Raw genomic sequence first — 25,600 nt, 5'->3', positions numbered from 1 at the left:
ACGAGGATTCCTTTACAACGATTACCTACAACGATGTACATCGTTCCGCCCAGGATTTCGTGAGCTTCAGGAATGCCCCGGCCTCGGTCAGAGAGCCGGCAGGACCACCCAACGAAGGGACCACAGTGAGAAGGAACGCAGTCGTCGCCGTCCTCTCCGCCACCGCACTGGCCGCCACGCTCGCGGGCTGCAGCGGCGGCGGCAACGAGGCCGCGGCCGACACCACCCAGAACTGCACTAACAAAATCGTCCGCCAGGACGCGCCCAAGGTCTCGGTCTGGGCCTGGTATCCGAACATGGCCAAGGTCGTCGACAACTTCAACAACGCGCACTCAGACGTGCAGGTCTGCTGGACGGTGGCCGGGCAAGGCGCCGACGAATACGCGAAGTTCCAGACCGCCGTCGAAGCGGGGAAGGGCGCTCCGGACGTCGTCATGCTCGAGGCGGACCACCTCGCCAACTACGAAATCCAGAACGCCCTCGTGGACCTGAGCAAGTTCGGCGCGAACGACGTGAAGAAGAACTTCAGCGCCGGTGCGTGGAAGGACGTGTCCCAGGGCGAGGCGGTGTACGCGATCCCGGTCGACGGCGGCCCGATGGCGATGATCTACCGCAAGGACGTCTTCGACAAGTACGGCATCCCCATTCCGACGACGTGGGCGGAGTACGCGGCCGATGCCCAGAAGCTCAAGGACGCAGGAGGGCCGGCGTTCGGCGATTTGGGGGCAAATGTGCCCGCGGTGCTGACCGCGCTCATGGCCCAGAAGGGAGCTGTACCGTTCAATTACGACCTCGCGAACCAGAAGGACGTCACCATCAGCCTCGACAGCCAGCCCGCCAAGGACGTGCTCAACTATTGGGCCGGCCTGGCCAAGAAGGGGCTCGTCGACAAGGTTGACCAATTCACGCCCGACTACATCTCCGGCGTCGTCGGCGGAAAGTACGCCACCTACGTTTCGGCCGCGTGGGCACCCGGGTACCTCAGCGGTGCGGGGGTTGGGAACGGCGCGGACAAGGGCCAATTCCGCGTCGCCCCGCTCCCCCAATGGGATGCCTCCAACCCGGTGTCGGTGAACTGGGGAGGCTCCGCGTTCGCCGTCACCTCCCAGGCCAAGAACCAGAAGCTCGCCGCCGAGGTCGCGATCGGGCTCTACGCCGATGACGCGTCGCTCACGGACGGCTGGAAGACGCAGACGATCTTCCCGCTGAACCAGAACGTGCTCAGCTCCAAGGAATTCATCAACAATCCCGTGGACTTCTTCGGCGGGCAGACGGCGAACAAGGACATCTACATCCCCGCCGAGAACGCGTACAAGGGCTTCGACTACAGCCCGTTCACGACCTACTACTACGCGCAGCTGCAGGCCGAGATCACCAAGATCAATTCCGGCGAAATCTCTGGCGATCAAGCAGCCACTGAACTCCAGAACACCATGGTGACGTACGCGAAGAGCCAAGGCTTCAACGTCAAGTAACCGCTCCGGGCCGTGCACGGAATTCCATGCACGGCCCGGACCTCGACCTGTTCGAAGGGAAGGGAAGATGGCAGACCACGAGTCGACGGCGACAGTGTCGCTGCTGCCAAGGGCCGCAGACCGGCCCATGGCAAGGTCGGAAGAAGTCCATCGGAAGGAATCCAGACGCGGCGGGAAGATGGCCGCGCGCCGGGCCAGGGTGGGCTGGGTATTCATCGCCCCGTTCGCCGTCGTCTTCGTGGCGTTCCTGCTCGCGCCGCTGGGGTACGCGTTCTACCTGAGCCTCTTCACGAAGGGGCTGGCCGCGGGAACGAAATTCAGCGGCTTCGACAATTACGTCCACGCCTTCACCGACCCCGCATTCCTCAAAGGCGTCTGGTTCGTCCTCCGGTTCTCAGTTGTCCTCATTCCCGTCCAGATGGCGGTCTCGCTCGCCGCCGCCCTCGTCCTCGACGGGCTCACGAGCCGGATGGCGCGCTTCTCGCGCCTCATGATCTTCCTGCCCTACGCGATCCCCGCCGTCATCGGCGCGCTCATGTGGGGCTTCCTGTACAGCCCTAGCTTCGGCCCGTTCCAGCAGATCGCCTCGGTGTTCCAGGCCCAGGCGCCGTTCCTGCTGAGCCAGGACAAAGTGTTCTACGGCCTCATGAACGTGGTGACGTGGCAATGGGCCGGGTATTACATGATCATCCTCTACGCCGCGCTGCAGGGAATCGATCCATCGCTCTACGAGGCCGCCAGGATCGACGGCGCGAATTCCTGGCAGGTGGCCTTCCGGATCAAGGTGCCCCTGGTGTCCTCGGCCCTCGTCCTCATCCTCGTGTTCGCGCTAATCGGAACGCTGCAGTTCTTCTCCGAACCCCAGATCCTCAAGCCCATTTCCAACGGCAGCATCACGCCAGACTTCACGCCGAACATCTACGCCTTCAACCTGGCGTTCGGCTACGCGCAGTTCAATTACGCGTCGGCGATCTCGTTTGCCCTCGGAATTGTCGTCTTCATCGCGGTCTACGCCTTCATGTTCGCCACTCGCAAGCGAGGGAGTTCCCTCTCATGACCACCGCAACGATTGCCGCCCCGGCGCTGTCACGGAAGCCCCGCCCACGGCGGAACACGCTCGCACACCTCTTCCTGGCCGTCCTCGTGCTGTATTTCCTCGTGCCGATCTGGTGGCTCATCGTCGCCAGCACGAAGGACGCGCATGGGCTGTTCTCGGGATCGGCCGGGGCGCTGTGGTTCGACAACAACGTCAATCTGATGCAGAACCTGCAAGACCTCTTCACCTACAACGGCGGAGAATACCTGCGCTGGCTCGGCAATTCTGCCCTCTACGCACTCACCGGCGGCCTCGGCGCCACCGTGATCTCGGTTCTCGCGGGCTACGGCTTTGCCAAATACCGGTTCCGGGGCAGGAATTTCACGTTCGCTCTCCTGTTGGGATCGGTCATGGTCCCGCTGACCGCGCTCGTGATCCCCACGTTCATCCTCCTTTCCAACCTCAAGCTGACCGATACCGTCTGGGCCGTCATCCTGCCGTCCCTGCTGAGCCCCTTCGGGGTCTACCTCATGCGCGTCTACGTCGCCGAGGCCGTGCCCGACGAACTCCTCGACGCCGCGAGGATGGACGGTGCCGGAGAGTACCGAGCGTTCGTCCAGGTCTCGCTACCGCTTCTGCGGCCCGCCGCCGTCACCGTCCTCCTGCTCTCCGTCGTCGGCACCTGGAACAACTACTTCCTGCCCCTCGCGATGCTCTCCACCTCGAAGCTCTATCCGCTGACCGTCGGGATCGGGCTGTGGGAGCAGCTCGCCTCCTCGAACAACGGCAACGGCGCCCACTCGCTCTGGAGCCTCATCATCATCGGCTCGCTCGTCTCGGTCATCCCGCTCGTCGCCGCGTTCCTCATGCTCCAGAAGTACTGGCAGGGCGGCCTCTCGCTCGGCAGCCTCAAATAGCCCCTCTTGTTCCCTCTTGTTCCCTTTTGTTCCCTTTTGTTCCCTCAACCCTGAAACTCATTCACGAAAGCAGGACCATGCCTACCGCACGCCTCACCGTCAATCCCGATTTCACGGTCGGGCCCGTCAAAAGGCGACTGTTCGGCTCGTTCGTCGAGCACCTCGGCCGTTGCGTCTACGACGGGCTCTACGAGCCGGGTCACCCCCAGGCCGACGCCGAAGGGTTCCGCTCCGACGTCGTCGAACTCGTCAAGGAACTCGGCGTCTCCACCATCCGGTATCCGGGCGGCAATTTCGTCTCTGGCTTCCGCTGGGAAGACAGCGTCGGCCCGCGCGAGCTGCGGCCGCGGAGGCTTGATCTCGCGTGGCATTCGACGGAGACCAACGAAGTCGGTCTGCACGAATTCGCGAGCTGGCTCGAGAAGGTCGGTTCCGAGCTCATGCTCGCCGTGAACCTCGGAACGCGCGGAACCCTCGAAGCCCTCGACCTGCTCGAATACTCGAACATCCGATCTGGCACGGCGCTTTCAGACCTACGGGCGGCGAATGGCCGGCCCGAACCCTTCGGTGTGAAGATGTGGTGCCTCGGAAATGAGATGGACGGGCCGTGGCAGCTCGGGCACCGCTCGGCCGCCGACTACGGCAAGCTCGCCTCACAGACAGCCAAGGCCATGCGTCAGCTCGATCCGTCACTCGAACTCGTGGTGTGCGGCTCCTCGGGTGCGCACATGCCTACCTTCGGGGATTGGGAACGCGAAGTGCTCGCCCACACGTACGACGACGTGGACTACATTTCGTGCCACGCCTACTACGAGGAAAAGGATGGGGACCTAGGCTCCTTCCTCGCCTCGGCCGTGGACATGGACCGGTTCATCGAATCCGTCGTCGCGACAGCGGACCACGTCAAGGCCGCCAGGGGAAGCGACAAAACCATCAACATCTCCTTCGACGAATGGAATGTCTGGTACCTCGACCGCTTCCAGAAGGTCGAAAAGATCGAGGGCCTGGACAATTGGCCCGTGGCCCCCCGCCTGCTCGAGGATTCCTACTCCGTGGCGGACGCCGTCGTCGTCGGCAGCCTCCTCATCTCGCTCCTCAAGCACGCCGACCGCGTCGCTTCGGCTTCCCTCGCCCAGCTCGTCAACGTGATCGCCCCGATCATGACCGAGCCGGGCGGTCCCGCGTGGCGGCAGACGACCTTCTTCCCCTTCTCCCTGACGTCCCGGCTCGCTGCAGGCGAAGTCCTCAGCGTGAGTCTCGATACGCCTCACTACGAGACGGCGGCCTACGGCAGTGTGCCGCTCGTCGACGCCGCGGCCACCCACGACCAGTCCACGGGCACGACGGCGATCTTCCTCGTCAATCGATCCCAGCATGAGGAGGTCACGGTAACTGCAGACCTCGGCGCGTTCGACGCCGCCATCCTCCTCGATGCGCAGACGCTCGCCGACCCGAACGATGTCTACGCGAAGAACACGCTCAAGGCGCCAGATCGAGTCGGCCTGTCCCGCAACAAGACGGCGGAAGTGCGGGAGGGATCTCTCACCGTGACGCTCCCGCCGGTCTCGTGGACGGCTTTGAGCCTGGGCTGAGGCGAGCGGCCCGCACCGCTGGCGCCGACGACGTCCGTCACGCTTCCGCCCGGGCCGACGGCATGGGACGGGCGGGGGCCCGCCCGTCCCGCCGCCCTTCCCGGAGGAGGAGGCCGATATAGGTCAGGTCGAGCGCCGAGCAGAGGAGCCCGATGCCGAGCACGAACGCCCAGCCCGAAAGCAGGCCGAATTGGATTGTCGGAGCGAGGGTTCCGAGCCATTTCGCGACGGCGATGGTCAGGCTTTGGCCGCGACGGCCGCGCCGCGCGACCAGCATGGCGATGAAGAGCCCCGACATGAGCAGATTCTGAAGGAAGGCCGAATAGACCTCGCCATTCCTCCGCCCGAATTCGCCGAGGAACAGGAGCTGCACGGCCACGGAGGCCGCCAACAGGCCGATGCTTCCTACGGCAAAGGCCCGTCGGCCCAGCAGAGCCGAGAATTCCGTGAACCCGAAGCGGAAGAACGTGAAGAGAATCGCGATGTCCGCGAATGCCCACACGAGATTCACGTACCCCTGCACGCTCGGCGTTCCGGAGAGGTCGAGGACGGCGTAGATCCATTCCCACGCGATATTGAGCATGAGCGCCGCGACCGGAATGGCGAAGGTGCGCTGCTTGAAGCCAATCCGGATTGCGTCGGCGTAGACAATCGTCCAGGCAGTCCCGCTGAGAAGCGTCAGCACCGTGTCGATGCCGTTCATAAGGCGAGGGTACGCCTGCCTCCGGATTAGGCGGAGAGGCCGACGGCGAGGAGGACGACGGCGAGGAGCGGCGCCGCGAGCTGCGTGACGGCCGCGCTCCATTTCGACGGCGACGAAATCAGCAGGACGAGGCCCGCGGCCACCATGGAACCCGCGCCGGCAAAGACGAGCGTCGCGCCGACGGCGGTGGACCCCACTGCCGTCAGCACGATGCCCAGCCCGGTGATCAGCGCCAGGAACAGGTTGTAGAAGCCCTGGTTGAAGGCCAATTCCTTCGTGGTAGCGGCCTGCTCGGGAGAGAGCCCGAACACCGAGCGGGCCCGCTGGCCCGTCCACAGCACGGACTCGAGGGCAAAGATGTACACGTGGATGAGCGCGGCGACCGCCGCGAGAACAAGCCCGACGACTAGCACCAGGCCTCCTTCCCCTTGTTCCGGCGAAACGCTTCAGACAATAGTGAGGGTGACCTCGACGTTGTCGCGCGTCGCGTTCGAGTACGGGCAGATGCGGTGGGCCTTGGCGACGAGGACCTCCGCGGTCTCCCGGTCGATTTCGGGGAGCGTGATCTCGAGCGCCGCGGCAAGGCCATAGCCGCCCTCGGGCAGGGCGTGGAGGGACACGTCGGCGACGACCTCCGATTCAGAGGCGTTTGCCTTCTCCTGGGCGGCGACCCGCTTGAGCGCCGAGTGGAAACACGCCGCATAGCCGGCCGCGAAGAGCTGTTCGGGATTGGTCGCCCCGCCGGGCCCGCCGAGCTCGCTGGGAACCCGAACCTGCGCGTCGAGGTGCCCGTCCGTCGACTGGATCCTGCCGTTACGTCCGTCGCCCATGGCCGCGACGGTTGCCGTGTAGAGAGCTGTCATGCCCGCAATCATATTGGACACAATCTAATTGAACAAGTCATAAGATAGGAGCATGGAACGTTCGCTCGAGCTCGACGACCAGCTGTGCTTCCCGCTCTACGCGGCCGCGCGCGCCGTCACGCGCGCGTACAGCCAGCTGCTCTCGGACTCAGGGCTCACCTATCCGCAATACCTCGTGCTGCTCGCGCTGTGGTCAAGCGAAACGCCGCTCTCCGTGGGCGAACTGGGCGAGCGCCTGCACCTGGACTCGGGCACCCTCACGCCGCTCCTCAAACGCCTCGAATCCGCGGGGCGCGTGAGCCGACGGCGCGATGCGGCCGACGAACGGCGCGTCCTCGTTGCCCTCACCGAGTCCGGCGAGGCCCTTCGGGGCGAGGCGGCGTCGATCCCGACGGAGGTCGCGGCGCTAGTCGGGATCGATGACGGGCAGTTGGAAGTCCTCAAGGGCCTCCTCACGACGATCATCGACCGGCTCGAGAGCCGCTGAGCCGCCGTTGGGGTCACCAGAAGCGATATCCGCCGTCTCGTCATGACCCTCTTTTAGCGAGCCCCTCGGCCGCACCCCCGGAATTCCGCGGGAGACGACAGCGAGATCCGGTGTAGCAAAATGCTACAGTGGCCTTATGACCGCGATGCCGACACACCCCACTCGCATCGACCACGACGTCTATGAGGCAGCTAAGGCCGAAGGCGGAAGTGCTGCCGAGAGAATCAACCGGTGGGCCCGTATCGGCCGGGAGCTGGAGGCCACCAGCAGTGGTTCAGCTGTGGCCCGAGTGCTCGCGGGCAATGGTTCGTACGATGCGTTGGCCGAGCGAGAGCAGGCCGTGGTCCGGGCCGCATGGGATGAGCGGATCGCGTCGGCACTTGCATCGCTGAACTTCGAGCCGGAACTACTCGCCGCCGGTGAGACGTGGGCCGAAGCCGATGAGGACGGAAACCTCGTCATCAGGGGCGGGGAGTGAGTTCACCCGTTCTACATGTGCTCGCCGGCCCCAACGGGGCAGGCAAGACAACCTTCGTTGAAAGGGTCCTTGGCCCAAGCACCGGACTGCCCTTTATCAACGCCGACGCCATCGCTGCCCACAAGTGGCCCGGTGCGGAGGTAGAACACTCCTACGAGGCAGCACGAGCAGCAGATGACCAGCGGAACACGCTGCTGGCCGCTGGGGCATCATTCATCACCGAAACCGTGTTCAGCCATCCGAGCAAGGTCGAACTCGTGGAACGGGCCGCCGCCCACGGCTACCTCGTCACCCTGCACGTGATCATGATTCCCGAGGAGACCACTGTCCGCCGCGTCGACTACAGGGCCTCCCACGGCGGTCACAGCGTCCCCGAATCGAAGATCCGTGGCCGCTACTCGAGGCTCTGGTCCCATGTTGCGGCCGCACGGCTCGTGGCCGATCGGTCCAGGTTCTATGACAACAGCAAGGCGGCAAGCCCCTTTCGACTGGTCGCCGTGTACGAGCACGGCGTCGAGGCAGGGGAGTCCCAGTGGCCACCATGGACGCCGCCCGCGCTGCTGCACTAGCAGCTCCGGCCACCGCGACGGCGCCGCTCAGGCGACCAGGTCCCGCGCGTCGACCGTAGTGATGAACTCGGCGAAGAGCCCCGGCCACGCCATGATCCCGTAGGGCGTGCGGGCCACCACGATGCGGCTTCGGGGCATCCGCTCGTGCAGCTTGTTGGCCGTCGTGAGAGGGTGCGAGCGGTCTCCGCTCCACGCGAGGATCAGCGTGGGAACCTCGACGGTCGCGATGGCCTTCTTCTTCGGCAGGTCGGTCGCGGCCGCACCCCGCATCACCGTCGGCAAGAGCTTCTCCGGCACGGCGATGCTCGTGTCGGGCGCGTGGGCGAGCGCGGGCGGCGAGGGCGCCGTCGAATCCCGCTGCACGAACGCGGCGATGCCCTGCTGCTCGACCATTGCCGCGTTGGCGAGGTAGGTCTCGCGCTGCGGGATCCTGCTCTTCCATGCGGTCGGGGGCGTCACGAGGGTCAGCGAGGCGAATCGGTCGGGATCCTTCACGGCGGCATGCAGGAGCGTCCCGGTCCCCATGGACGGCCCGACCCCGTGCACCTGCTCGCCCGGAGCCACGTGGTCGAGCAGCGCGAGCAGGTCGTCGGCGAGACGCGGCCAGGTGTAGTCGGCTTCGTCGAGAGTCCCGGTGGAATGGCCATGACCTCGGGCGTCGTAGCGGAGGATGCGGTGGTCGCGCAGTGCACGCGCGAGGTTGAGGCCGAGCTGACCGTCGCGCTCGCGGCTGGATGTCAGGCCGTGCAATTGCACGACCAAGGGGCCGGTGGAACCGGCGACATCGTAGTCGAGAGTCGCGCCGCGCGTCTGAAATGAGGCCACGAGCCCTCCCGCGTGCTTTCGCGAAACATCTGGGCCCTAGACTACGGCACCATGCGCCTTACCACGGTGGCTCAGATGGCCTTGCCACAGGGATCCCTCTCCAGCTTCGCTGTGCGCGCGGTGCCCGATCCGACGCGCGAGCTGCCAGTCTCGTTCGACCAAGGCCGGCACGTGGGCCGCGGCGATCGCCCGGGCTCGTGGATGGCGGTGTCGTTCCGGGTCACCGAGTCCCTGAGCCGCGGGGTGCTCGCCGAGGCCTGGCGCGAGGCGATCGCGCGTCACGGGACGCTGCGCACAGTCTTCTCTTCCGACGGCGTGCGGGTCCGGCTCCACGAGGCCACGGTCGACGACGGCGTGTGGCGAGAGCACGACGCGGCCTCTGGCACCACGACGCGCGAGGCGTTGCACGCCCTCCTCGACGCTGAATGCCGCCCGTTTGCGGCGCCGTCGTACCTCCTCGCCCTCGTGCTGCCGGATCCGGCCGAACCCGACCCGCGGCCCGTCGTCGTCGTCGCAAGCGACCATGCGCACGTCGACATGTGGTCCCTGCTGATCCTCGCCGACGAGGTGCGGACGCGGGTCGAGGCCGACGGCGACGGCGTCGCCCCGGCGTCGACCGCGGCTGCGGAGCCGCTGCCGGCGGCGTTCGTCGACCACACGCGCGCCCTCGCCGCGATGCCCGAGGCGCCGGCCCAGATCATCGCTCACTGGCGGGAGATCCTGCGCGCCGGCGATGGGGGCATGCCCGTGTTCCCCTTGCCTCTGGGCGATGTGGCGCGGCCATCGCCGGCCGTCGTGGAGGTGCGCGATGTGATCGACGGAGACCAGCTCGCCCGCCTCGAAGAGCGGGCCAACGCGCTCGGGGTGCGGATTCTGCCCTTGGTCCTGTCCGAGCTCGCGCAGCTCTTCCGCGACGTCGCGGACGCGCCCCTGCGGGCCGTGTTCCCCGTGCACTCGCGGAACGAGCCGCGGTGGCGCAACTCGGTCGGCTGGTACATCACGAACGCCGTGCTCGACATCGCGGATCCGGCCCCGGCGTCGTGCGCCGCGGCGGTCGCCGAGGCCTTGCGCCTCGGCGCCTACCCCCTCGCGCCGATCTTCGACCGCATCGGCGACGCGCGGGAGATGCCCGGGATGTTCGCGCTCTCGTGGCTCGACGTGCGCCGCCTGCCGCTGGGCATCGACCCTTCGCTCGAACCGCAGTTCGTCTCCGCAGTGCTGCCGACGGACAACATCATGATCTGGTTCATCGCCAACGGGGACGGGCTGCACCTTCGGTGCCGCTACCCCGACAACGCCGTGGCCCGCACAAGCGTGGGCGGGTGGCTCGACGAGCTCACGGCGCGAATCGGGGCGGCGGCTGCACAGGTGTCCTGACCTGTGGGTAGCCGGTCACCACCCATTGCTGCCCCGCGCCTAGACACCCAGCATTGCTGAAGGTAGCATTGTCAACAATAGACAACCCACGAGGAGTGAAACCTATGCAGCGCGAGGATACCGAGGTGTGCTACATCGTGAGCGGCCGCGCGACGGTCACTGACGGGGCCACTGGCACTCGCTATGAGATCTCGGGCGGCGATGTGATCGTGCAGCCAGAGACTGGTCCGGCCGCTGGGAGGTCACCGAGACCATCCGCAAGGTCTACTGCCACGGCTTCGACTGACCGGTCTCACTGGCCAGCCTGACGTCTGGCACCGGCCAACTGCAGAATCGACAGCCGACACCGGGAGGCGGGATGGGCCACACCTTCACGTGGCAAGCGCAGCGGACGACCACGCCCGACGGCGTCTACGGCATGCTGCGCGATGCCATCCTCGACGGAACGCTGCCGCCCGGTGGCCAGCTGCGCGAGACCCACATCGCCTCAGATCTCGGAATCAGCCGGTCGCCCCTGCGCGAGGCGATGACGAAGCTGGAGGAGGAGGGGCTGATTGTCAAGATCCCCTTCCGCGGATCCTTCGTTGTGGAGGTGAGCGCTCAGGAGGTCGCCGAGATCGCCTCGGTCCGCGCGCTCGTCGAACCGTACGCCGCCGAGCTCTCCGCAGGGGCGCTGCGTGGTCCCGAGCGGCCCCGGCTGATGCAGGTCATCGAGGAACTTCACCGGGCCACCGAGAATAACGATATTCCCGCCAGCATCGACGCACACCTTCGCTTCCACAGGCTCTTCTACGACTTCTCCGGGCATGGCGTTCTCCGGAACATGTGGAGCAGCTGGGAGACCAGGCTGCGCTTGTACCTTTCGGTGGACCACCGCTCCTACGGCGACTTGCGCGACATTGCCGTCGAGCACGAACGTCTGGCTGCAGTCGCCCTGGAGGGCGACGCAGAGACGTTCCGGCAAGAATTGGTTCTCCACTTCCAATCCGCCCTGCGGAACCAGTAGGGGGCCTCGGCGGGGGCCCTGACGCTGCGCGGTGGGGCTCGAATGACCGTCCACGATCTCCGCCAACACTCGGGATCCTGTCGGATCGTTGACAATCAACATGCTGTGACAGTATCGTCGACAATCGACAATCCTTCCATAGCCATCCTCAGGAGGAACCCGTGGCATTCGACATCAAGCCGAAGTTCGTTTCGTTCGACATGAACGGGACGCTGATCAAGTTCGCAATCAACGATGCGATGCGGGAGGTCCTAGGCGACCGGCTCCCCGCCGAGATCACCGATGAGTACCTGCGGATCTGCAAGGCGTACCGGTTCGACGAGTGCACGGGCGCGTACAAGCCCTTCCACCAGATCGTCGCCGACTCCATGGAGCGCGCCTCACGCAAGGTCGGCATCGAGTTCCGCGCCGACGAGGCGAGCGAGGTCTACGAGCGGATCCCCAGCTTCGGCCCCTACCCTGGCGTCACCGCGGCGCTGAACAGCCTCGCGGAGGCAGTCCCGCTGGTGATCATCACCAACAGCGACACCGCGGTCGCCGAGCGCCTGGCGGCGAACCTCAAGGCCCCGTTCGAGGTCGTCATCACGGCTGAGCAGATGGGCTGCTACAAGCCGCGCCTCGCCGCGTTCGACTACATGTTCGAGAAGCTCAGCGTGACCCCCGACGAGCTCGTGCACGTCTCCGCGAGCCCGATGTACGACCACCGCTCTGCGGCCATCATGGGGATCGAGAAGAAGGTCTACGTCGACCGCGGCTTCGAGCACGATGAGCACTGGCTCGGCTACGAGCGGATCACCGACATCGCCGAACTCCCCGTCCTCTTCGGCCTGCCGCGACCTGCCGCCTGAGAAAGACCCGGTTAGAGATGAGTGCCATCAAGGCCGGCTCGGCTTCAGATCGGCTCCGAGCCCTCGGTATGGAGCTACCCGTCCTCGCGGTCAACCCGTACTACGTGGACTGCAGGGCGGTGGGCGAGAGCATCCATATCGCGGGCCAGCTTCCTTTCAAGGACGGTGAGTTGCTGGGCCAGGGCATCGTTGGCCGGGATGTCGATGTGGATACGGCGCGGGAGCTCGCGCGCCATGCCGCGCTCAATTGCCTCGCCGCCGCTGTCCAAGCGGTGGGAGACCTGGATCGGGTCCGGATTGTGCAGATGCTCGTCTTCGTGGCCAGCACGCCGGACTTCGGACTGCAGTCGTGGATTGCCAGCGCGGCCAGCGAATTTCTCATAGAGGTGCTTGGCGAGAACGGGCGTCACGCCCGCACCGCGATCGGCGTAGCCGGGCTGCCGCTCAACAGTCCTGTCGAGATCCAGATGGTCTGCACGGCGGTGTAGTGGTGAAGCGGTCTACGAGGCATCGAATCGAACAATGAGGAGTCCAGAGTGAACCGCCTCCAACAAGCACTCGACGCTGTCGTGGACCGAGTCGACACCCCCGCCCCCATCGTGCTTCTCGATGTGATGCAGGACAACATCGACCGCATGCAGGCTTTCGCCGACCGGCAGGGCCTTCAGATCCGCCCGCACGTCAAGACGCACAAGTGCGTGGAGATCGGCCGCCGCCAGCTCAAGGCGGGGGCGGTCGGAATCACCGCCGGCAACGTGGGCGAGGCACAAGTCTTCGCAGCTGCCGGATTCGACGACATCTTCATCGCCTACCCGATCTGGGTCGCGGGAACGAAGGGGCCGCGGATCCGTCGGCTGGCCGAGACGACCCGCCTGCGGGTCGGCGTCGACAACGCCTCGGCTATCGGGGCCCTTGCCGATGCAATGGGCGACGACGCCGGGCGGCTAGAGGTGGTGATCGAGGTCGACTGCGGCGCCCGTCGTTCTGGAGCACCTCCTGAGCTCGCGGGCGACCTCGCGCATGCCGCCCGCAATCGCGGTCTCGTGCCGGTGGGTGTCTTCACCTACCCGGGCCACGGCAGCGCAGGCCCCGACTCCCGCAGGGGTGCGGCGCAGGATCAGGAGGCCGCGCTCACTGCCGCGGTCCGCAGCCTGAGCGCTGTGGGCGTCACCGCGGAGGTGGTCAGCGCCGGGTCCACGCCGACCGTGGAGTTCGCCACCAACAGCGTCATCACCGAGATCCGGCCCGGCGAGTACGTGTTCAACGACCTGAACAACGCTCGGCTCGGCGCCTGCGCCCAGGACCAGATCGCGCTGTTCGTCGCTGGCACCGTGGTCAGCGACTGGGTTCCCGACCAGGTCATTCTCGATGTCGGCACCAAGGCTCTGGGCCGCGAAGGCAGCCCCGAGCGCGGCTATGGAGCCATCGCCGGCACCGACGCGGTCCTGGCCAAGCTCAACGAGTACCACGGGTTCCTCCCGCTGCCTCCCGGCGCCTTCCACCCTGAAGTTGGAACCGTGCTCCCGGTCGTGCCCAACCACGTCTGCCCGGTCGTGGTCAATTTCGAGGAGTACATCGTCACCGACAGCACCGGCACGTCGCTGCAGCGGTGGCCGGTCGATGCCCGTGGCTTCCTCAGCTGACGCACACGGTCCGGCCATCCCCGCCCCGCCAATCACCCCGCTGTCTACCCAGAAGGAGTCCCTCGATGAGGCTTGAAAAGATCACCGCCTTGGTGACAGGCGCCAACAGCGGGATCGGGCAGGCCGTGTGTTCCCGCTTCCATCGTGAGGGGGCGCGCCTTGTGCTCACCGGCCGCCGGGAGCGACTCGACGGCGCCGAGCCCGAGGATCTGTACATCCCCGGAGACCTCAACGAGGAGGCCTTTGTTGAAAGCCTGGCGCGCGAGGCCGCCGAGGCCTTTGGGACTGTCGATGTCGTCGTCCTCAACCACGGCCTGCAGGTCAGCAGCCCGCTCACCGAGATGTCCTACGAGGACGCGAAGAACGTCCTGCACAGCAACCTGCTCAGCTCGTTCCTGGTGATGAAGCACTTCGCGCCGCTGATGCCCGCCACCGGCGGCTCGTTCGTCCTCGTCGGCTCCCGGCTCGGCATGGTCGGCAAGCCCGAGGAGGTCCTGTACTCCGCCGCGAAGGGCGGCCTCATCATGCTCGCCAAGGGCGCGGCGATTGAGTGGGCTCCGCGGAACATCCGCGTCAACGTCGTCGCCCCCGGCCTGACCGCGACCCCGGTCATCGAAGCATCCTTCCAGCGCAGGCCCGATCCTGAAGCCACCCGCCGGCAGCGCGAGGTCTCGATCCCGCTCCAGCGGCTCGCCGCCCCCGAGGAGATCGCCGACGCCATCCTCTTCCTCGCCTCTTCCGAATCGTCCTACATCACCGGGGTCACCCTCCCCGTCGACGGCGGCTACACCGCCTTCTAGCACCGGTCACTACGGTTCCCGAGACAGAGGAAAATTGGTCCGCAGCATGAGCAGGATGGCTCAAGACACTCCGGCCCGGGTTGCGGCGGACGCCGCACGGCGCTCGGCGGGGAGCCTCGGCCCAGCCTTCGTCGCCTGCATTGCCTACGTCGACCCTGGCAACGTCGCGGCCAATCTCACGGCCGGTGCACGGTATGGGTACCTCCTTGTATGGGTGCTCGTGATCGCCAACGCGATGGCCATGCTCATCCAGTACCAGTCGGCGAAGCTCGGCATCGTCACGGGGCGCACTCTCCCGGAACTCCTTGGCCAACGCCTTGGTCCGCACAGCCGCCGGCTCTACTGGCTCCAGGCCGAGGTGGTCGCCCTGGCGACAGACCTGGCGGAGGTCGTGGGCGGTGCGATAGCCCTGCAGCTGCTGTTCCGCGTGCCCCTGCCGTTGGGTGCCCTCGTCGTGGGGGTCGTCTCCCTGGGTATCCTCGCGATCCAGGACCACCGGACGCAGCAGCGCTTCGAACTGGCTATTGTCGGCCTGCTTGCCGTTATCACCATCGGGTTCCTCGCGGGACTGATCGCGAGCCCGCCGTCGCCCACTGGGGTTGCGGCCGGTCTTGTGCCGCACTTCGAGGGGCATGAAACGCTGCTGCTGGCCGCGTCGATGCTCGGTGCGACGGTCATGCCGCACGCGATCTACGTGCATTCGGCGCTCTCCCGGGACCGTCATCGCAGTGATCCCCACACGCACGTTCCACCGGCGGCTGTCGCCCGGCTCCTGCGCGGGACGCGACTTGACGTCGTCATCGCCCTCGGCATCGCCGGCATCGTCAATGTCGGAATGCTCCTCCTCGCAGCCTCCACGCTCGGCGGCAAAGACGGCACTGACACCATTGAAGGCGCACACGCTGCCATCACCGGGACGCTCGGGTCGCTCGTGGGAACGGTGTTCGCCGTCGGGCTCCTGGCAAGCGGCCTTGCCTCGAGCGCCGTCGGCTCCTACGCTGGCGCGACGATCATGGACGGCCTGCTCCAGCGACGCCTCCCGGTGATGCTTCGACGAGCCATCACGCTTGCGCCGTCGGTGCTGCTCCTCGCGCTCGGCGTCGACCCGACCCTCTCGCTTGTGGTGAGCCAGGTCGTGCTGAGCTTCGGCATTCCGTTTGCCCTCGTTCCACTTGTCCGGCTCACTTCCGAACAGAAGCTGGTGGGGCCGTTCGCGTCCTCGCCTCTCCTCACGGCCGCCTCGTGGGTGAGCGCCGGACTCGTCATCGCGCTCAATCTCGCGCTCCTGTGGCTCACGGCGATGCCCGGGGCCTGACAGGAGACATCACGATTTGGCATGACCGGATCCCTCTCGAATGGGGACGCCACCTATGAATCCTGGGAAGAGAAATGACTTCTGAGCTGAGTCATTCCGCTGTCGGGGGAAGCAAGGACGGCGGGCCCTCCGGGCTGGTCTCGACTGTGCTCGATGACACGAGCCATCGAAGCTTGGGCGAGAACGACGACATCGCATTGCGCAGCCAGCTCCGAGAAGGCAGCGAGCACCAACCCGTCGTGCATCGCACGGTCGCCTGCGCGCAGGGCGGAGAACGCGCCGCCGACCTCCGTGGCCGTGATGGAGGGCTTCTTGCTCTGCCGCATGGCTGCCTCCTGGACCAGCCGTGTGGTTGGCCCGAGCGTCGCTGAAAGAGTCGCGAGCACGCCGATCCTGGTTCCGGATGCGACGGCGAGCTCGGCCATAGGAGCGTCGATCCGCATGATGGGAATAGCGGCAAAGTCCTGGGCGGCGGTTGCAGCTTCGCCGATCGAAGAACAGCTCACGAGCAGTGCCTGGGCACCCGATTCCTCGGCGTAGCTGGCGTAGTTCACCAGGCGCCGGCGAACATGTGCTGGCGTTGTTCCCTTGGCAATGGTGTCCTGCAGCAACGACTCATCCACGTAATGCAGGACACGGAGGTCTGGGATCGCCTTCTGGGCCAGAGCCTCCATGTCGTTTACCAACCCAGGGACCGTGTGCAGCATGGCAAGAACCCGAGCGCGCTTCATAGGTGCGCCTGCTGCCAAAGACCTGCTCCAGCGCTGGCAGGGCATCCTGCCAGTTCGATGCGGGTGGTGTTGATCATCGGAGCCTTCCCTTGTTGAACACCGCAGTCGACATTCTGGTTTTTCCTTCAGAGCCTTGGCTGGGCTCTGCGTCCAGTCAGGCCAGAGTACGAGTCCAGAAGGGCATGATTCGCGGTCTACGAGACAAGGCATTGTTTCTACGGGAGCAAGAAGCAGGAGCTCCTTCAGGCAGTGACGGTGAGCCTGCGCTTCTTTCGTTTTAGGAAACAACGCATTGACCCAAGGGCCCTTAGTCGGCGGCCTCTTGTTGCGTACGCTGGAGGGAAACCCGGACGGGGCAACGGCCAACGGCCTGCACAAGGGAAAGCAAGGTTAAAGAGCATGGGTGCGTTCGAAACGGACGTCGTAGTCGTCGGCGTCGGCTCGGTAGGAAGCATGGCAAGTTGGCAGCTCGCTTCCCGTGGTCTACGGGTCATCGGTGTAGACAGATTCTCTGTCCCCGGCCCTTTCTCAGCCTACGCCGGGGAATCGCGCATCTTCCGCAAGGTATATGTGGAAGGAGCGCATTACACACCGCTCCTGCAGCGGTCAGAAGATCTGTGGCGGGATTTGGAGAAGATCAGCGGCACCTCGCTACTCAACACCACGGGCGCTGTCACCATCTATGACGAGCACAACCCGCGGCTGGGACCGCTTATTGCCGCCGCGCAAGAGTACGGGCTCGACTTCGAGCTGCTCCGGGGCGATGAGGCTAGGAGCAGGTATCCCGAACATGCGATCAGGGACATGGATGTCGCCGTCTTTGATCCCGGAGGGGGTTATCTGTACTCGGAGAAGGCCGTGACCGCAGCTCTCGTTGAGGCCGCACGGCTTGGCGCCGAGTTCTTGGGAAACCGGAAGGCGTGCAGCGTTGATGCATTCGGTGACCGGTACATCGTGCGGACCGACCGGGAGGAAATCGTGGCGTCCCGCGTGATCATCTCGCAGGGCAATGGTGCGGGAGCAGTCTGCAAGGAACTCGGAGTTCACCTGTCCGTCCTGCCGCAGGTCCTCACCTGGTTCCCTGTTGTGGACGCATCGGCATTCCGCAGGGAAGACATGCCGGTATTCCTCAGGAGGGCCGAGGAAGACGGAAGGCCGGATCAGGCCAGGTTCTACGGATTTCCTAGCGCTGACGGGTGGACCGTGAAAGTCGTGGGGAGCATTTATCTGGACGAAGTCGAATCCATGGAGAAGCCTCCGGCCTGGGATCCTGACTTCTTGAACTCAATCCGAGCATGGGTCCGGGAGTTCATTCCAGGACTCCTTCCGGAACCGGTGCGGGCGGCCACGTGCGCCGACGGCCATCTGCCGGACGCCACCGGGTTGTTGGGGGTGGTGCCCGGGATGGAGGGAGTCGTCGCGGCGGCCGGCTTCTCCGGCCACGGCTTCAAGATGGCCTCCGGATTGGGTGCCATCGCCGCAGACCTCGTCGTGGATGGAACAACGGCCACCGACATCAATTTCATGGACCCTGCCAGGTTCCTCGCATCCGGCTCAAGCCTCAAGTCGCTGGCACTGAGCTAGGAGCAGCACAAATCCAGGCCTCAAAAAATGTCAGAAGACTCTGAAGGGAAGAATATGACCTCCACAAACTTCCGGCCGAAGTACGTCTCTTATGATGTCTACGGCACGCTGATCAACTTCAACATCTACCCCACCACTCAGCGCCTGCTCGATGGTCGCATCCCGGACGAGCAATGGCTGGCCTTCAAGAAGATCTTCCGTGCATACCGGTTCGATGAGGTCAATGGGGACTACACGCCCTACGAGCAGATTCTTCAGGACGCCTTCGACCGCGCATGCAAGCGGTTTGGCGTTGGGCCGACCCCCGGTGCCGGCGCAGAGCTCGCTGAGGCCGTACGCAATTCCGGTGCCCATGAGGACGTGCCAGCTGCGCTGAAGCTCCAGGGGGACAATTACAAGCTGGTGGCTCTGTCAAACGCCGACAACAGCTTCCTGGACATCAGCATCCCCAAGCTCGGCGCTGAGTGGCACGCCGTGTTTACTGCTGAGCAGGCCCGGGCCTACAAGCCGCGCCTCCAGGCGTTCGAGTACATGCTGGACACCCTCAACGCCAAGCCGGAGGACTTCTTGCACGTCTCCTCGCACCCCCTGTACGACCACATCCCGATGTACAACCTGGGTTTCCGGGACCTTGTCATGCTGGACCGCGGCGCCGAACCCTTCGCCCCGGGCTACAACATCTTCACCGTCAAGTCCCTGGACGAGCTGAACAAGCATCTCGGCCTCTAGCCGCCGCTCCGATTCTCGAGCGCCTCGGCCCGGTGCAGTGCAATATGGAGGTGTGCCGGTGACCGAAGTTCCCATCGCTGATCTTGTTCAGGAGCCGATCGCGGAGGGCCGCGCTCACCTGGACCCAGAACGCGTGGCGTACTACATGAAAAATCTCGACAATTCGACACCCGTCACGGTGTACGAGATTCACGGGCGCCTCCTGCTCGCCGACGGTTATCATCGCCTCGCCGCGGCCCAGCGGCTCGGTCGCACAACGATTCGGGCAGAAGTGCACCAAGGCGATCGCGCTGATGCGCTCCATTTCGCCGTCGAGCTCGCGCGGAAACAACGAGGTCTCAGCGAGACAGAGATCATGGACGCGATCTCCAGGCGAGCCCGTGGGCAGGGGACAACAGCGAATTCTTTCTGACGTCAGAGAATCGAGTCGGCGGGAGGATCTATCCTCCCGCCAAAGCCCTGCCGCAGATATTCGATGGCTGCGGTGATCCGGCGGGGAGTCCTAGTTGTTGCAGGGTAGAGGGCATAAATGTCTGCATTGGGCGTCGAGAGCTCCGGCAGAACCTGATGAAGTGCCCCTTGCTGGATCAGCGGGTTGACGTGCCATGTGGAGCGCATGATCAAGCCGAGGCCCTGAAGGCACCAGTTCGTCACAACATCCCCGTCGTCGCTGATCATGCTGCCCTTGACGTCAACATACTCCTGCCCTTTCTCGCCGAAGCGCCACAGCGAGTAGTCGGCGTTGTTTTCGCGCAAGACAATGCAGTTGTGCCGTTCCAGGTCCCTCATGGTCCGAAGTGGCGGGGCGGAGTCAAGATAGCTTTGCGCGGCACATACGATCCTTCGATTCCGAGCCAGCAGTCTTGCCTTGAGCCTGGAGTCCGAGAGACCTCCGACCCGGATGGCAATGTCGAAATTTGTACCCGAAATATTCAAAGGCAGTGGGGAAAGCTCCAGGTCTATCTGGATCAACGGGTGCAGCCGGGCGAACTCCCCGAGCAGCGGCGCAATGTGCTTCCGGCCGATACCCAGGCTCGAATGCACAGTAATGCGTCCCTTCAGTTCACCATGCTGTGCGGACAGGGCGTCTTCCAAGTCGGTTTTCTGCTGCAGGATGGCCAAGGCACCCATCGCATAACGCTGCCCTTCTTCGGTGAGGATCAGCCGACGAGTGCTGCGCCGAACCAGTGGTACTCCGAGCCGCGTTTCAAGCGCGGAAAGACGTTTGCTCACGGACGATACCGACTTTCCCCAGTTCCGTGCCGCTTCGGTGAGACTCTGGGAACGGGCGATCTGTTCGAAAAATTCCAAATCATCGATCGATGTGAGATCCATCTGTGCCGACCGCCTTCTCCCCCGGCCTCAAACGATCGACAAGGCGGCCTGGGCCAGAGCGGGGCCGGCATTGAAGCCGGCCACTCCGGTCACGGCGCCGTGCGCATTCACGAACTCGGTCAGCACAGCCTCGGGGTGGGGCGGTTCGCCGGGCCAGGTGGCCGCTCGCTCTGACCCGTCAGGCAATCGCAAGCCGCGCACAGAGATCGTCGAGCCGAACGCGCGAAGGTTGAAGCCCGTCGTCGGCCGATACGGACCCGGGTCTTCGACTCCCAGGAAGTCGTGCAGTATCGTCCGGGCGGCGTGCTCGCCCTGAGCTATCGCGGCGTTCCAATGGTCGGTCGTGAGCCTCGTGCCGCCAGAGGCGATGTAGGCCGCGCTGCCGGCTGCATACCATCCCCGCTCGCTCATGCGCAGGCGGTCGTCCACGCGGATCCCGTCCGGCGAGCCCGTCCAGGCGGTCGCAGGGATCGACCCGTGGGCGAGGATGACTGCGTCGACCTCGACGGAACTGCCATCGGAGAGCGAGAGCCGGGCGCGGGCGCCGCACGAAGCAATGGCTTGCACGGTCGTTCCCAGCCGCAAATCCGTCCGCTCCCGGAGCAACGCGGCCAACCGCGGGGAGATCTCGGCGCCAAGCGCCGCCGCGAGAGGCATGTCGGACCGGCCCACGAGAACAACTTCGGCACCCGCGGCCACATAGTGGCTCGCCAACTCGGTGCCCGAGAATCCAGCCCCTATCACCGCTACACGCCGTCCAACCGCCTGAGGGATCGACTCTCGGAGCGCTTCCACGTCATCCGCCGTATGGAGTCGGTGCAGTGGAACTCCCGGAGCCACATCGATGCCGTCCGGATGCCTGGGTACGGCCCCGGACGCAATCACCACGGCATCCGCGGTCAGACGCCCCCCATCGCGGAGCTCGACAGTCTTCGTGCCGAAGTCGGCAGTGATTGCTTCGCCTGAGGTGACCACTACGCCTTCGACGGGCGGGAGGGCGATCTGCTCTCTCGTGAGCAGCCCCGGAAGCAGTGCCTTGTCGACCAGCGTGCGGTCTATCGCACCGCCTGGCTCGGCGTCGACGATCTGGATCGAGCCTGCGAGCCCGCCCCTACGCAGCTCTTGCGCGCAGGCGCGCCCCGCTGCTCCCCCGCCGACGACGAGGACCGTTGGAGTTCGTTCCGGCATCTGCACACGACCTTTCTCTCGAGAGCGCTTGAAATTCCCGGGCAACTGTTGGATTGTAGACAAAAGTATACCCCTAGGGGGTACATCCTCAACAGCCAGCTCTCTTCGCGCCATCCCTTGCACCGGATACCCCCTATGGGTATAAGCTAAGCAGCAACATACCCCCCATGGGTATATATTCGTCGGAATACGAAAGGATCCTGTCATGAGCACAACCGAGTACCAGGTCACCGGAATGAGCTGCGGGCACTGCGAAATCTCCATCCGCAAAGAGGTCGGCCAGATCCCGGGGATCCAGGAGATCGAGGTCAGCGCCGCGACGGGGCGGCTCGTGGTCAGCACAGGCTCCGGGACTCCCGCCGACGATGCCGCGGTGATCGCTGCCGTGGACGAGGCCGGGTACGTGGCGGCGCGCGTCGGATGAACACCGCGACTCGCCTCGGCCTGTACGCGGCCGGCCTGGCGCTCGCGTTCGGCGCGGCGTTCACCGTGGCAGGCGCGGCGATCCCCAAGACGGTCGTGGCCGAGCGAATGGCGACTGCCGCGCAGGCGCACGGCGGGCACGACTCGATGGGAGACATGGGAGACGCGGCCGTCCCGCATGGGGTCACTCTCGCGGCCGGTGGCTACCAACTCGGTCCCGTCCGGGCACCCGCCGAGATTGGCTCGGCCGGCACTCTCTCCTTCACGATCGACGACGCCGCCGGGCATCCGCTGCGTGACTACGCGATGTCGCACGATCAAGAACTGCATCTGATCGTGGTCCGCACCGACGGATCAGAGTTCCGCCACGTGCATCCCGAGCGCACCCCAGACGGCACATGGACCATCCCGTGGATCTGGAGAGCTGCCGGCAGCTATCGCGTCTTCGCGGACTTCGTCCCCGGAGGCAGCGCGGATTCGGTCACGCTCACCCGAACGGTCGACGTCGCCGGGCCAGTCACGCTGGGCCCCGTGCCTACCGAGGTGCGGACCGCGCGCGTCGACGGTTTCGACGTCACAATCGCGGGCGACCTCCGCGGCGGTGCCTCGTCGGAGCTCACCGTCTCGGTCGCGAAGAATGGCGCACCGGTCGCCACCCTGCAGCCCTATCTCGGGGCGTTCGGTCACCTCGTCGTCCTGCGCGACGGCGATCTCGCCTATCTGCACGTCCACCCCAAGGGCGCCGATCCCCAGCCGGGGCAGGTGAGCGGACCAACCGTGACGTTCGCGGCAGAAACGCCGTCGTCAGGACGCTACCTGCTCTACTTCGACTTCAAAGTCGACGGCGCCGTGCACACCGCAGCCTTCGTCCTCAGCCAAGACCACTGAGCCCCTTCACGCAGAACGGTTCATGATGTCCACCACCACACCGACCGAACCTCCGCGTTCGAGCTACGAGCTCGAGATCGGCGGGATGACCTGCGCTTCCTGCGCCAACCGGATCGAGAAGAAGCTCAACCGGATGGACGGCGTCGAGGCGAGCGTGAACTACGCTACGGAGAAAGCGAAGGTCTTCGTCCCCGAGGGCTACGACCCCCAGCTGCTCATCATCGAGGTCGAGAAGACCGGCTACACCGCGGCCCTGCCGGCCCCACCCGAGGAGACAGCGCCCTCGAACGAGGGCAACGAACGCGATCACGAGCTCATGGACCTACGGCGGCGGCTCACCGGTTCGGTCGTGCTGGCAGTACCCGTCATCCTCATGGCCATGGTGCCCGCCCTCCAGTTCACCTACTGGCAGTGGGCCTCCCTAGCCCTCGCGGCCCCGGTGATCGTGTGGGCAGCATGGCCCTTCCACAAGGCCGCCTGGACCAACCTGCGTCACGGCGCCGCCACCATGGACACCCTCGTCTCGGTCGGCACCCTTTCGGCGTTCCTGTGGTCGCTCTACGCGCTCTTCCTCGGCACCGCCGGGATGCCCGGGATGCACCACGCTTTCGAGCTCTCAATCGCCCCGACGGACGGCGCAGGCAACCTCTACCTCGAGGTCGCCGCGGGCGTGACGATGTTCATCCTGTCGGGACGCTACTTCGAGAAGCGGTCCAAGCGCCAGGCGGGCGCCGCGCTGCGAGCTCTCCTCGAGCTGGGCGCGAAGGATGTCGCAGTGATCCGCAACGGCGTCGAGGCACGCATCCCTATCGAACAGCTCGCCGTCGGCGACGAATTCCTCGTCCGCCCAGGCGAGAAGATCGCCACCGACGGCGTCATCGTCACCGGCAGCTCCGCGGTGGACGCGTCGATGCTCACGGGGGAATCGATCCCCGTCGAGGTCGGGCCCGGGGATGCGGTGGCGGGAGCGACGGTCAACGCGAGCGGCCGCCTACTCGTGCGTACCACCCGTGTGGGCGCGGATACCCAGCTCGCGCAGATCGCCCAGCTCGTCGAGGACGCGCAGTCCGGAAAGGCCGAGGTCCAGCGCCTGGCCGACCGGGTCTCCGGCATCTTCGTCCCGATTGTCATTGCCATCGCCGTGGCGACTCTCGGCGCTTGGCTCGGCGCCGGATTCCCAGGCGCGACGGCGTTCACGGCGGCCGTTGCGGTGCTCATCATCGCCTGCCCCTGCGCCCTCGGACTCGCCACTCCGACCGCGCTCCTGGTCGGCACCGGGCGCGGCGCCCAGCTCGGGATCCTGATCAAGGGCCCCGAGGTACTCGAGTCAACCCGGCGCGTCGACACGATCGTGCTCGACAAGACAGGCACGGTGACCACCGGCCGGATGACCCTCATCGAGGCGGTCCCCGCTGCCGGAACGGATCGGGGCGACCTGCTGCGCCTCGCTGGCGCGCTCGAAGATGCGTCCGAGCATCCGATCGCCCAGGCGATCGCCCGCGGCGCCACCGAAGAGCTCGCTGCGCCCCTCCCCGATGTAGAGGCCTTCCGCAACATCGAGGGCAAAGGCGTCACCGGCGTCGTCGAGGGCCGCAGGGTGGTTGTGGGCCGCCAGACCCTGCTCGACGATTTGTCGATCGAGTCCGACCCCGTGATCACGGAGGCGAAGCGCGCCGCGGAATCGAACGGCCAGACCGCGGTCCTCGCCGCATGGGACGGCGAAATCCGGGGCCTGCTGGTCGTTGCGGACCGCGTCAAGCCCACAAGCGCCGAGGCGATACAGCAGTTCCGGCGGTTGGGCCTCACCCCGATCCTCCTGACGGGAGACAACCAGGTTGTGGCCCAGTACATCGCTGCAGAGGTCGGCATCGAACGGGTCATCGCCGAGGTGCTCCCCAGCGAGAAGGCCGCGGTCGTCTCTCGCCTGCAGGGCGAGGGGCGCACCGTCGCGATGGTGGGCGACGGCGTGAACGACGCCGCGGCGCTGGCCCAGGCAGACCTCGGGCTCGCGATGGGGACTGGCACCGATGCGGCGATCGAGGCGTCGGACCTCACGCTGGTCCGCGGCGACCTGCGCGGTGCTGCCGACGCGATCCGGCTCTCGCGCCGCACGCTCGGCACGATCAAGGGCAACCTCTTCTGGGCCTTCGCCTACAACGTCGCCGCGATCCCGCTGGCAGCCCTCGGCCTGCTCAATCCCATGCTCGCCGGTGCGGCGATGGCGTTCTCGAGCGTCTTCGTCGTCGGCAACAGCCTCCGCCTGCGCTCCTTCAAGAGCCATGCGGTGGACCAACAGCCGCCCACCCTCGACCGCACCCCGCGTCCGGCCGAATCGGTGAGCGCCTAGCCATCCGCAACCAACGAAAGGAACACCCCATGTGCGAAGCACACAACCACGACACCCCCACCGAAGAGCACTCTCACTCGGAGGCTCCTCAAGCCGACGGACACTGCCACTCCCACGGCGCCGCCGTCGCCGATGACGCCACCGCCGAGTGCCCCGTGATGCGCGGGAACTACGTGGACAAGGAGGATGCCGAGGCAAAGGGCCTCATCCGTGACTACGAGGGCAACCGATACTACCTCTGCTGCGCCGCGTGCGGCCCATTGTTCGACGCCGACCCTGAGAAGTACCTCGCAGCACTCTGAATGATCTGAACCACGCCGCGAGACGACGGCGGGGGGGGGGGGGGGGGGGGGGGGGGGCCCCCCCCCCGCGGGGGGGGGGGGGGGGGGGGGGGGGGGGGGGGGGCGGGGCCCCCCCCCCCCCCCCCCGCCCCCCCCCCCC

Annotated in this window: 29 protein-coding genes; 22 read left to right on the top strand and 7 right to left on the bottom strand. The window is 65.8% G+C overall.

The window, feature by feature from the left end; translation table 11 throughout:
• The first annotated feature begins 125 nt into the window (after nt 1-125).
• The 4 genes from SPF06_RS08375 to arfA all read left to right on the top strand — a co-directional run bounded on the left by SPF06_RS08375 (nt 126) and on the right by arfA (nt 5,020).
• Nucleotides 126-1,475, top strand: a complete 1,350-nt coding sequence (locus SPF06_RS08375) for an ABC transporter substrate-binding protein (RefSeq protein ID WP_323278582.1) — start codon at nt 126-128, stop codon at nt 1,473-1,475.
• A 67-nt stretch (nt 1,476-1,542) separates the two neighbouring features.
• Nucleotides 1,543-2,532, top strand: a complete 990-nt coding sequence (locus SPF06_RS08370) for a carbohydrate ABC transporter permease (RefSeq protein WP_323278581.1) — start codon at nt 1,543-1,545, stop codon at nt 2,530-2,532.
• Complete coding sequence (locus SPF06_RS08365; protein WP_323278580.1) at nt 2,529-3,428, top strand: carbohydrate ABC transporter permease; 900 nt, start codon at nt 2,529-2,531, stop codon at nt 3,426-3,428. The genes SPF06_RS08370 and SPF06_RS08365 overlap by 4 nt, the downstream gene beginning before the upstream one ends.
• Before the next feature lie 77 nt (nt 3,429-3,505).
• Nucleotides 3,506-5,020 carry an arabinosylfuranosidase ArfA gene (gene arfA / locus SPF06_RS08360; protein WP_323278579.1) on the top strand — a complete coding sequence of 505 codons (1,515 nt, stop codon included), beginning with the start codon at nt 3,506-3,508 and terminating at the stop codon, nt 5,018-5,020.
• Nucleotides 5,021-5,057: 37 nt separating this feature from the next.
• Here arfA and SPF06_RS08355 read toward each other — a convergent pair whose 3' ends face one another.
• The 3 genes from SPF06_RS08355 to SPF06_RS08345 are packed head-to-tail and all read right to left on the bottom strand — an operon-like array spanning nt 5,058 to nt 6,586.
• On the bottom strand, nt 5,058-5,723 hold the full coding sequence (locus SPF06_RS08355) for a transmembrane-type terpene cyclase (RefSeq protein ID WP_323278578.1): 666 nt from the start codon (nt 5,721-5,723) through the stop codon (nt 5,058-5,060).
• Between the two features lie 26 nt (nt 5,724-5,749).
• Nucleotides 5,750-6,136, bottom strand: coding sequence for a DUF1304 domain-containing protein (locus SPF06_RS08350; RefSeq protein WP_323278577.1), 387 nt, complete (start codon nt 6,134-6,136; stop codon nt 5,750-5,752).
• Between the two features lie 33 nt (nt 6,137-6,169).
• A complete protein-coding gene (locus tag SPF06_RS08345) occupies nt 6,170-6,586 on the bottom strand; it encodes an organic hydroperoxide resistance protein (RefSeq protein ID WP_323278576.1) in 417 nt (138 codons plus the stop codon).
• 52 nt (nt 6,587-6,638) lie between these two features.
• On the opposite strand from SPF06_RS08345, the gene SPF06_RS08340 reads away from it, so the two are divergent.
• The 3 genes from SPF06_RS08340 (at nt 6,639) to SPF06_RS08330 (ending at nt 8,120) form a co-directional block, all read left to right on the top strand.
• A complete protein-coding gene (locus SPF06_RS08340; RefSeq protein ID WP_323278575.1) occupies nt 6,639-7,073 on the top strand; it encodes a MarR family winged helix-turn-helix transcriptional regulator in 435 nt (144 codons plus the stop codon).
• Between the two features lie 136 nt (nt 7,074-7,209).
• The gene (locus tag SPF06_RS08335) at nt 7,210-7,551 is read left to right on the top strand and encodes a hypothetical protein (RefSeq protein ID WP_323278574.1); all 342 of its coding nucleotides are present in this window, start codon (nt 7,210-7,212) and stop codon (nt 7,549-7,551) included.
• On the top strand, nt 7,548-8,120 hold the full coding sequence (locus tag SPF06_RS08330) for an ATPase (protein WP_323278573.1): 573 nt from the start codon (nt 7,548-7,550) through the stop codon (nt 8,118-8,120). Before SPF06_RS08335 ends, SPF06_RS08330 begins: the two co-directional genes overlap by 4 nt.
• A gap of 27 nt (nt 8,121-8,147) precedes the next feature.
• Here SPF06_RS08330 and SPF06_RS08325 read toward each other — a convergent pair whose 3' ends face one another.
• Complete coding sequence (locus SPF06_RS08325; RefSeq protein WP_323278572.1) at nt 8,148-8,945, bottom strand: alpha/beta fold hydrolase; 798 nt, start codon at nt 8,943-8,945, stop codon at nt 8,148-8,150.
• A gap of 51 nt (nt 8,946-8,996) precedes the next feature.
• Between SPF06_RS08325 and SPF06_RS08320 the strand changes: the two genes are divergently transcribed.
• From SPF06_RS08320 to SPF06_RS08290, 8 genes are all read left to right on the top strand, one after another.
• A complete protein-coding gene (locus tag SPF06_RS08320) occupies nt 8,997-10,322 on the top strand; it encodes a peptide synthetase (protein WP_323278571.1) in 1,326 nt (441 codons plus the stop codon).
• A 53-nt stretch (nt 10,323-10,375) separates the two neighbouring features.
• Complete coding sequence (locus SPF06_RS22110) at nt 10,376-10,630, top strand: cupin domain-containing protein (protein ID WP_428985734.1); 255 nt, start codon at nt 10,376-10,378, stop codon at nt 10,628-10,630.
• Nucleotides 10,631-10,680: 50 nt separating this feature from the next.
• Entirely contained in the window at nt 10,681-11,328 is a 648-nt protein-coding gene (locus SPF06_RS08315) for a GntR family transcriptional regulator (RefSeq protein ID WP_323278570.1), read from the top strand.
• 161 nt (nt 11,329-11,489) lie between these two features.
• Nucleotides 11,490-12,176, top strand: a complete 687-nt coding sequence (locus SPF06_RS08310; protein WP_323278569.1) for a haloacid dehalogenase type II — start codon at nt 11,490-11,492, stop codon at nt 12,174-12,176.
• Between the two features lie 17 nt (nt 12,177-12,193).
• Nucleotides 12,194-12,664, top strand: a complete 471-nt coding sequence (locus SPF06_RS08305) for a RidA family protein (protein WP_323278568.1) — start codon at nt 12,194-12,196, stop codon at nt 12,662-12,664.
• 48 nt (nt 12,665-12,712) lie between these two features.
• Nucleotides 12,713-13,819 (top strand): alanine racemase, encoded by a 1,107-nt coding sequence (locus SPF06_RS08300; RefSeq protein WP_323278567.1) that lies wholly within the window; start codon nt 12,713-12,715, stop codon nt 13,817-13,819.
• 65 nt (nt 13,820-13,884) lie between these two features.
• A complete protein-coding gene (locus SPF06_RS08295; RefSeq protein WP_323278566.1) occupies nt 13,885-14,619 on the top strand; it encodes an SDR family NAD(P)-dependent oxidoreductase in 735 nt (244 codons plus the stop codon).
• Nucleotides 14,620-14,674: 55 nt separating this feature from the next.
• The gene (locus SPF06_RS08290) at nt 14,675-15,934 is read left to right on the top strand and encodes an Nramp family divalent metal transporter (protein WP_323278565.1); all 1,260 of its coding nucleotides are present in this window, start codon (nt 14,675-14,677) and stop codon (nt 15,932-15,934) included.
• A 53-nt stretch (nt 15,935-15,987) separates the two neighbouring features.
• Here SPF06_RS08290 and SPF06_RS08285 read toward each other — a convergent pair whose 3' ends face one another.
• Nucleotides 15,988-16,641 (bottom strand): aspartate/glutamate racemase family protein, encoded by a 654-nt coding sequence (locus tag SPF06_RS08285; protein ID WP_323278564.1) that lies wholly within the window; start codon nt 16,639-16,641, stop codon nt 15,988-15,990.
• 423 nt (nt 16,642-17,064) lie between these two features.
• Here SPF06_RS08285 and solA point away from each other — a divergent pair, with 423 nt between their 5' ends.
• The 3 genes from solA to SPF06_RS08270 are packed head-to-tail and all read left to right on the top strand — an operon-like array spanning nt 17,065 to nt 19,390.
• On the top strand, nt 17,065-18,249 hold the full coding sequence (gene solA / locus SPF06_RS08280; RefSeq protein WP_323278563.1) for an N-methyl-L-tryptophan oxidase: 1,185 nt from the start codon (nt 17,065-17,067) through the stop codon (nt 18,247-18,249).
• Between the two features lie 54 nt (nt 18,250-18,303).
• Entirely contained in the window at nt 18,304-18,978 is a 675-nt protein-coding gene (locus SPF06_RS08275) for a haloacid dehalogenase type II (protein WP_323278562.1), read from the top strand.
• A gap of 58 nt (nt 18,979-19,036) precedes the next feature.
• On the top strand, nt 19,037-19,390 hold the full coding sequence (locus tag SPF06_RS08270; protein WP_323278561.1) for a ParB/RepB/Spo0J family partition protein: 354 nt from the start codon (nt 19,037-19,039) through the stop codon (nt 19,388-19,390).
• Between the two features lie 2 nt (nt 19,391-19,392).
• Here the strand turns inward: SPF06_RS08270 and SPF06_RS08265 are convergent, their stop codons facing one another.
• Both SPF06_RS08265 and SPF06_RS08260 read right to left on the bottom strand, forming a co-directional pair.
• Complete coding sequence (locus SPF06_RS08265; protein WP_323278560.1) at nt 19,393-20,313, bottom strand: LysR substrate-binding domain-containing protein; 921 nt, start codon at nt 20,311-20,313, stop codon at nt 19,393-19,395.
• 27 nt (nt 20,314-20,340) lie between these two features.
• A complete protein-coding gene (locus SPF06_RS08260; protein WP_323278559.1) occupies nt 20,341-21,501 on the bottom strand; it encodes an NAD(P)/FAD-dependent oxidoreductase in 1,161 nt (386 codons plus the stop codon).
• Nucleotides 21,502-21,706: 205 nt separating this feature from the next.
• Here SPF06_RS08260 and SPF06_RS08255 point away from each other — a divergent pair, with 205 nt between their 5' ends.
• Genes SPF06_RS08255 through SPF06_RS08240 form a run of 4 tightly spaced genes read left to right on the top strand, consistent with a single transcriptional unit; the run spans nt 21,707 to nt 25,461 of the window.
• On the top strand, nt 21,707-21,925 hold the full coding sequence (locus tag SPF06_RS08255) for a heavy-metal-associated domain-containing protein (RefSeq protein ID WP_323278558.1): 219 nt from the start codon (nt 21,707-21,709) through the stop codon (nt 21,923-21,925).
• Nucleotides 21,922-22,812 (top strand): heavy-metal-associated domain-containing protein, encoded by an 891-nt coding sequence (locus tag SPF06_RS08250; protein ID WP_323278557.1) that lies wholly within the window; start codon nt 21,922-21,924, stop codon nt 22,810-22,812. The genes SPF06_RS08255 and SPF06_RS08250 overlap by 4 nt, the downstream gene beginning before the upstream one ends.
• Nucleotides 22,813-22,837: 25 nt before the next feature.
• The gene (locus SPF06_RS08245) at nt 22,838-25,159 is read left to right on the top strand and encodes a heavy metal translocating P-type ATPase (protein ID WP_323278765.1); all 2,322 of its coding nucleotides are present in this window, start codon (nt 22,838-22,840) and stop codon (nt 25,157-25,159) included.
• A 29-nt stretch (nt 25,160-25,188) separates the two neighbouring features.
• Nucleotides 25,189-25,461 carry a YHS domain-containing protein gene (locus tag SPF06_RS08240; protein WP_323278556.1) on the top strand — a complete coding sequence of 91 codons (273 nt, stop codon included), beginning with the start codon at nt 25,189-25,191 and terminating at the stop codon, nt 25,459-25,461.
• The last annotated feature ends 139 nt before the right edge of the window (nt 25,462-25,600 follow it).

Origin of the sequence: Sinomonas terricola, from assembly GCF_034931225.1 — a bacterium.
In the GTDB taxonomy this organism is placed as follows: Bacteria; Actinomycetota; Actinomycetes; order Actinomycetales; family Micrococcaceae; genus Sinomonas; species Sinomonas terricola.
The sequence above is the reverse complement of the archived record's forward strand: the minus strand, read 5'-3'. Positions and strand labels throughout refer to the sequence as shown.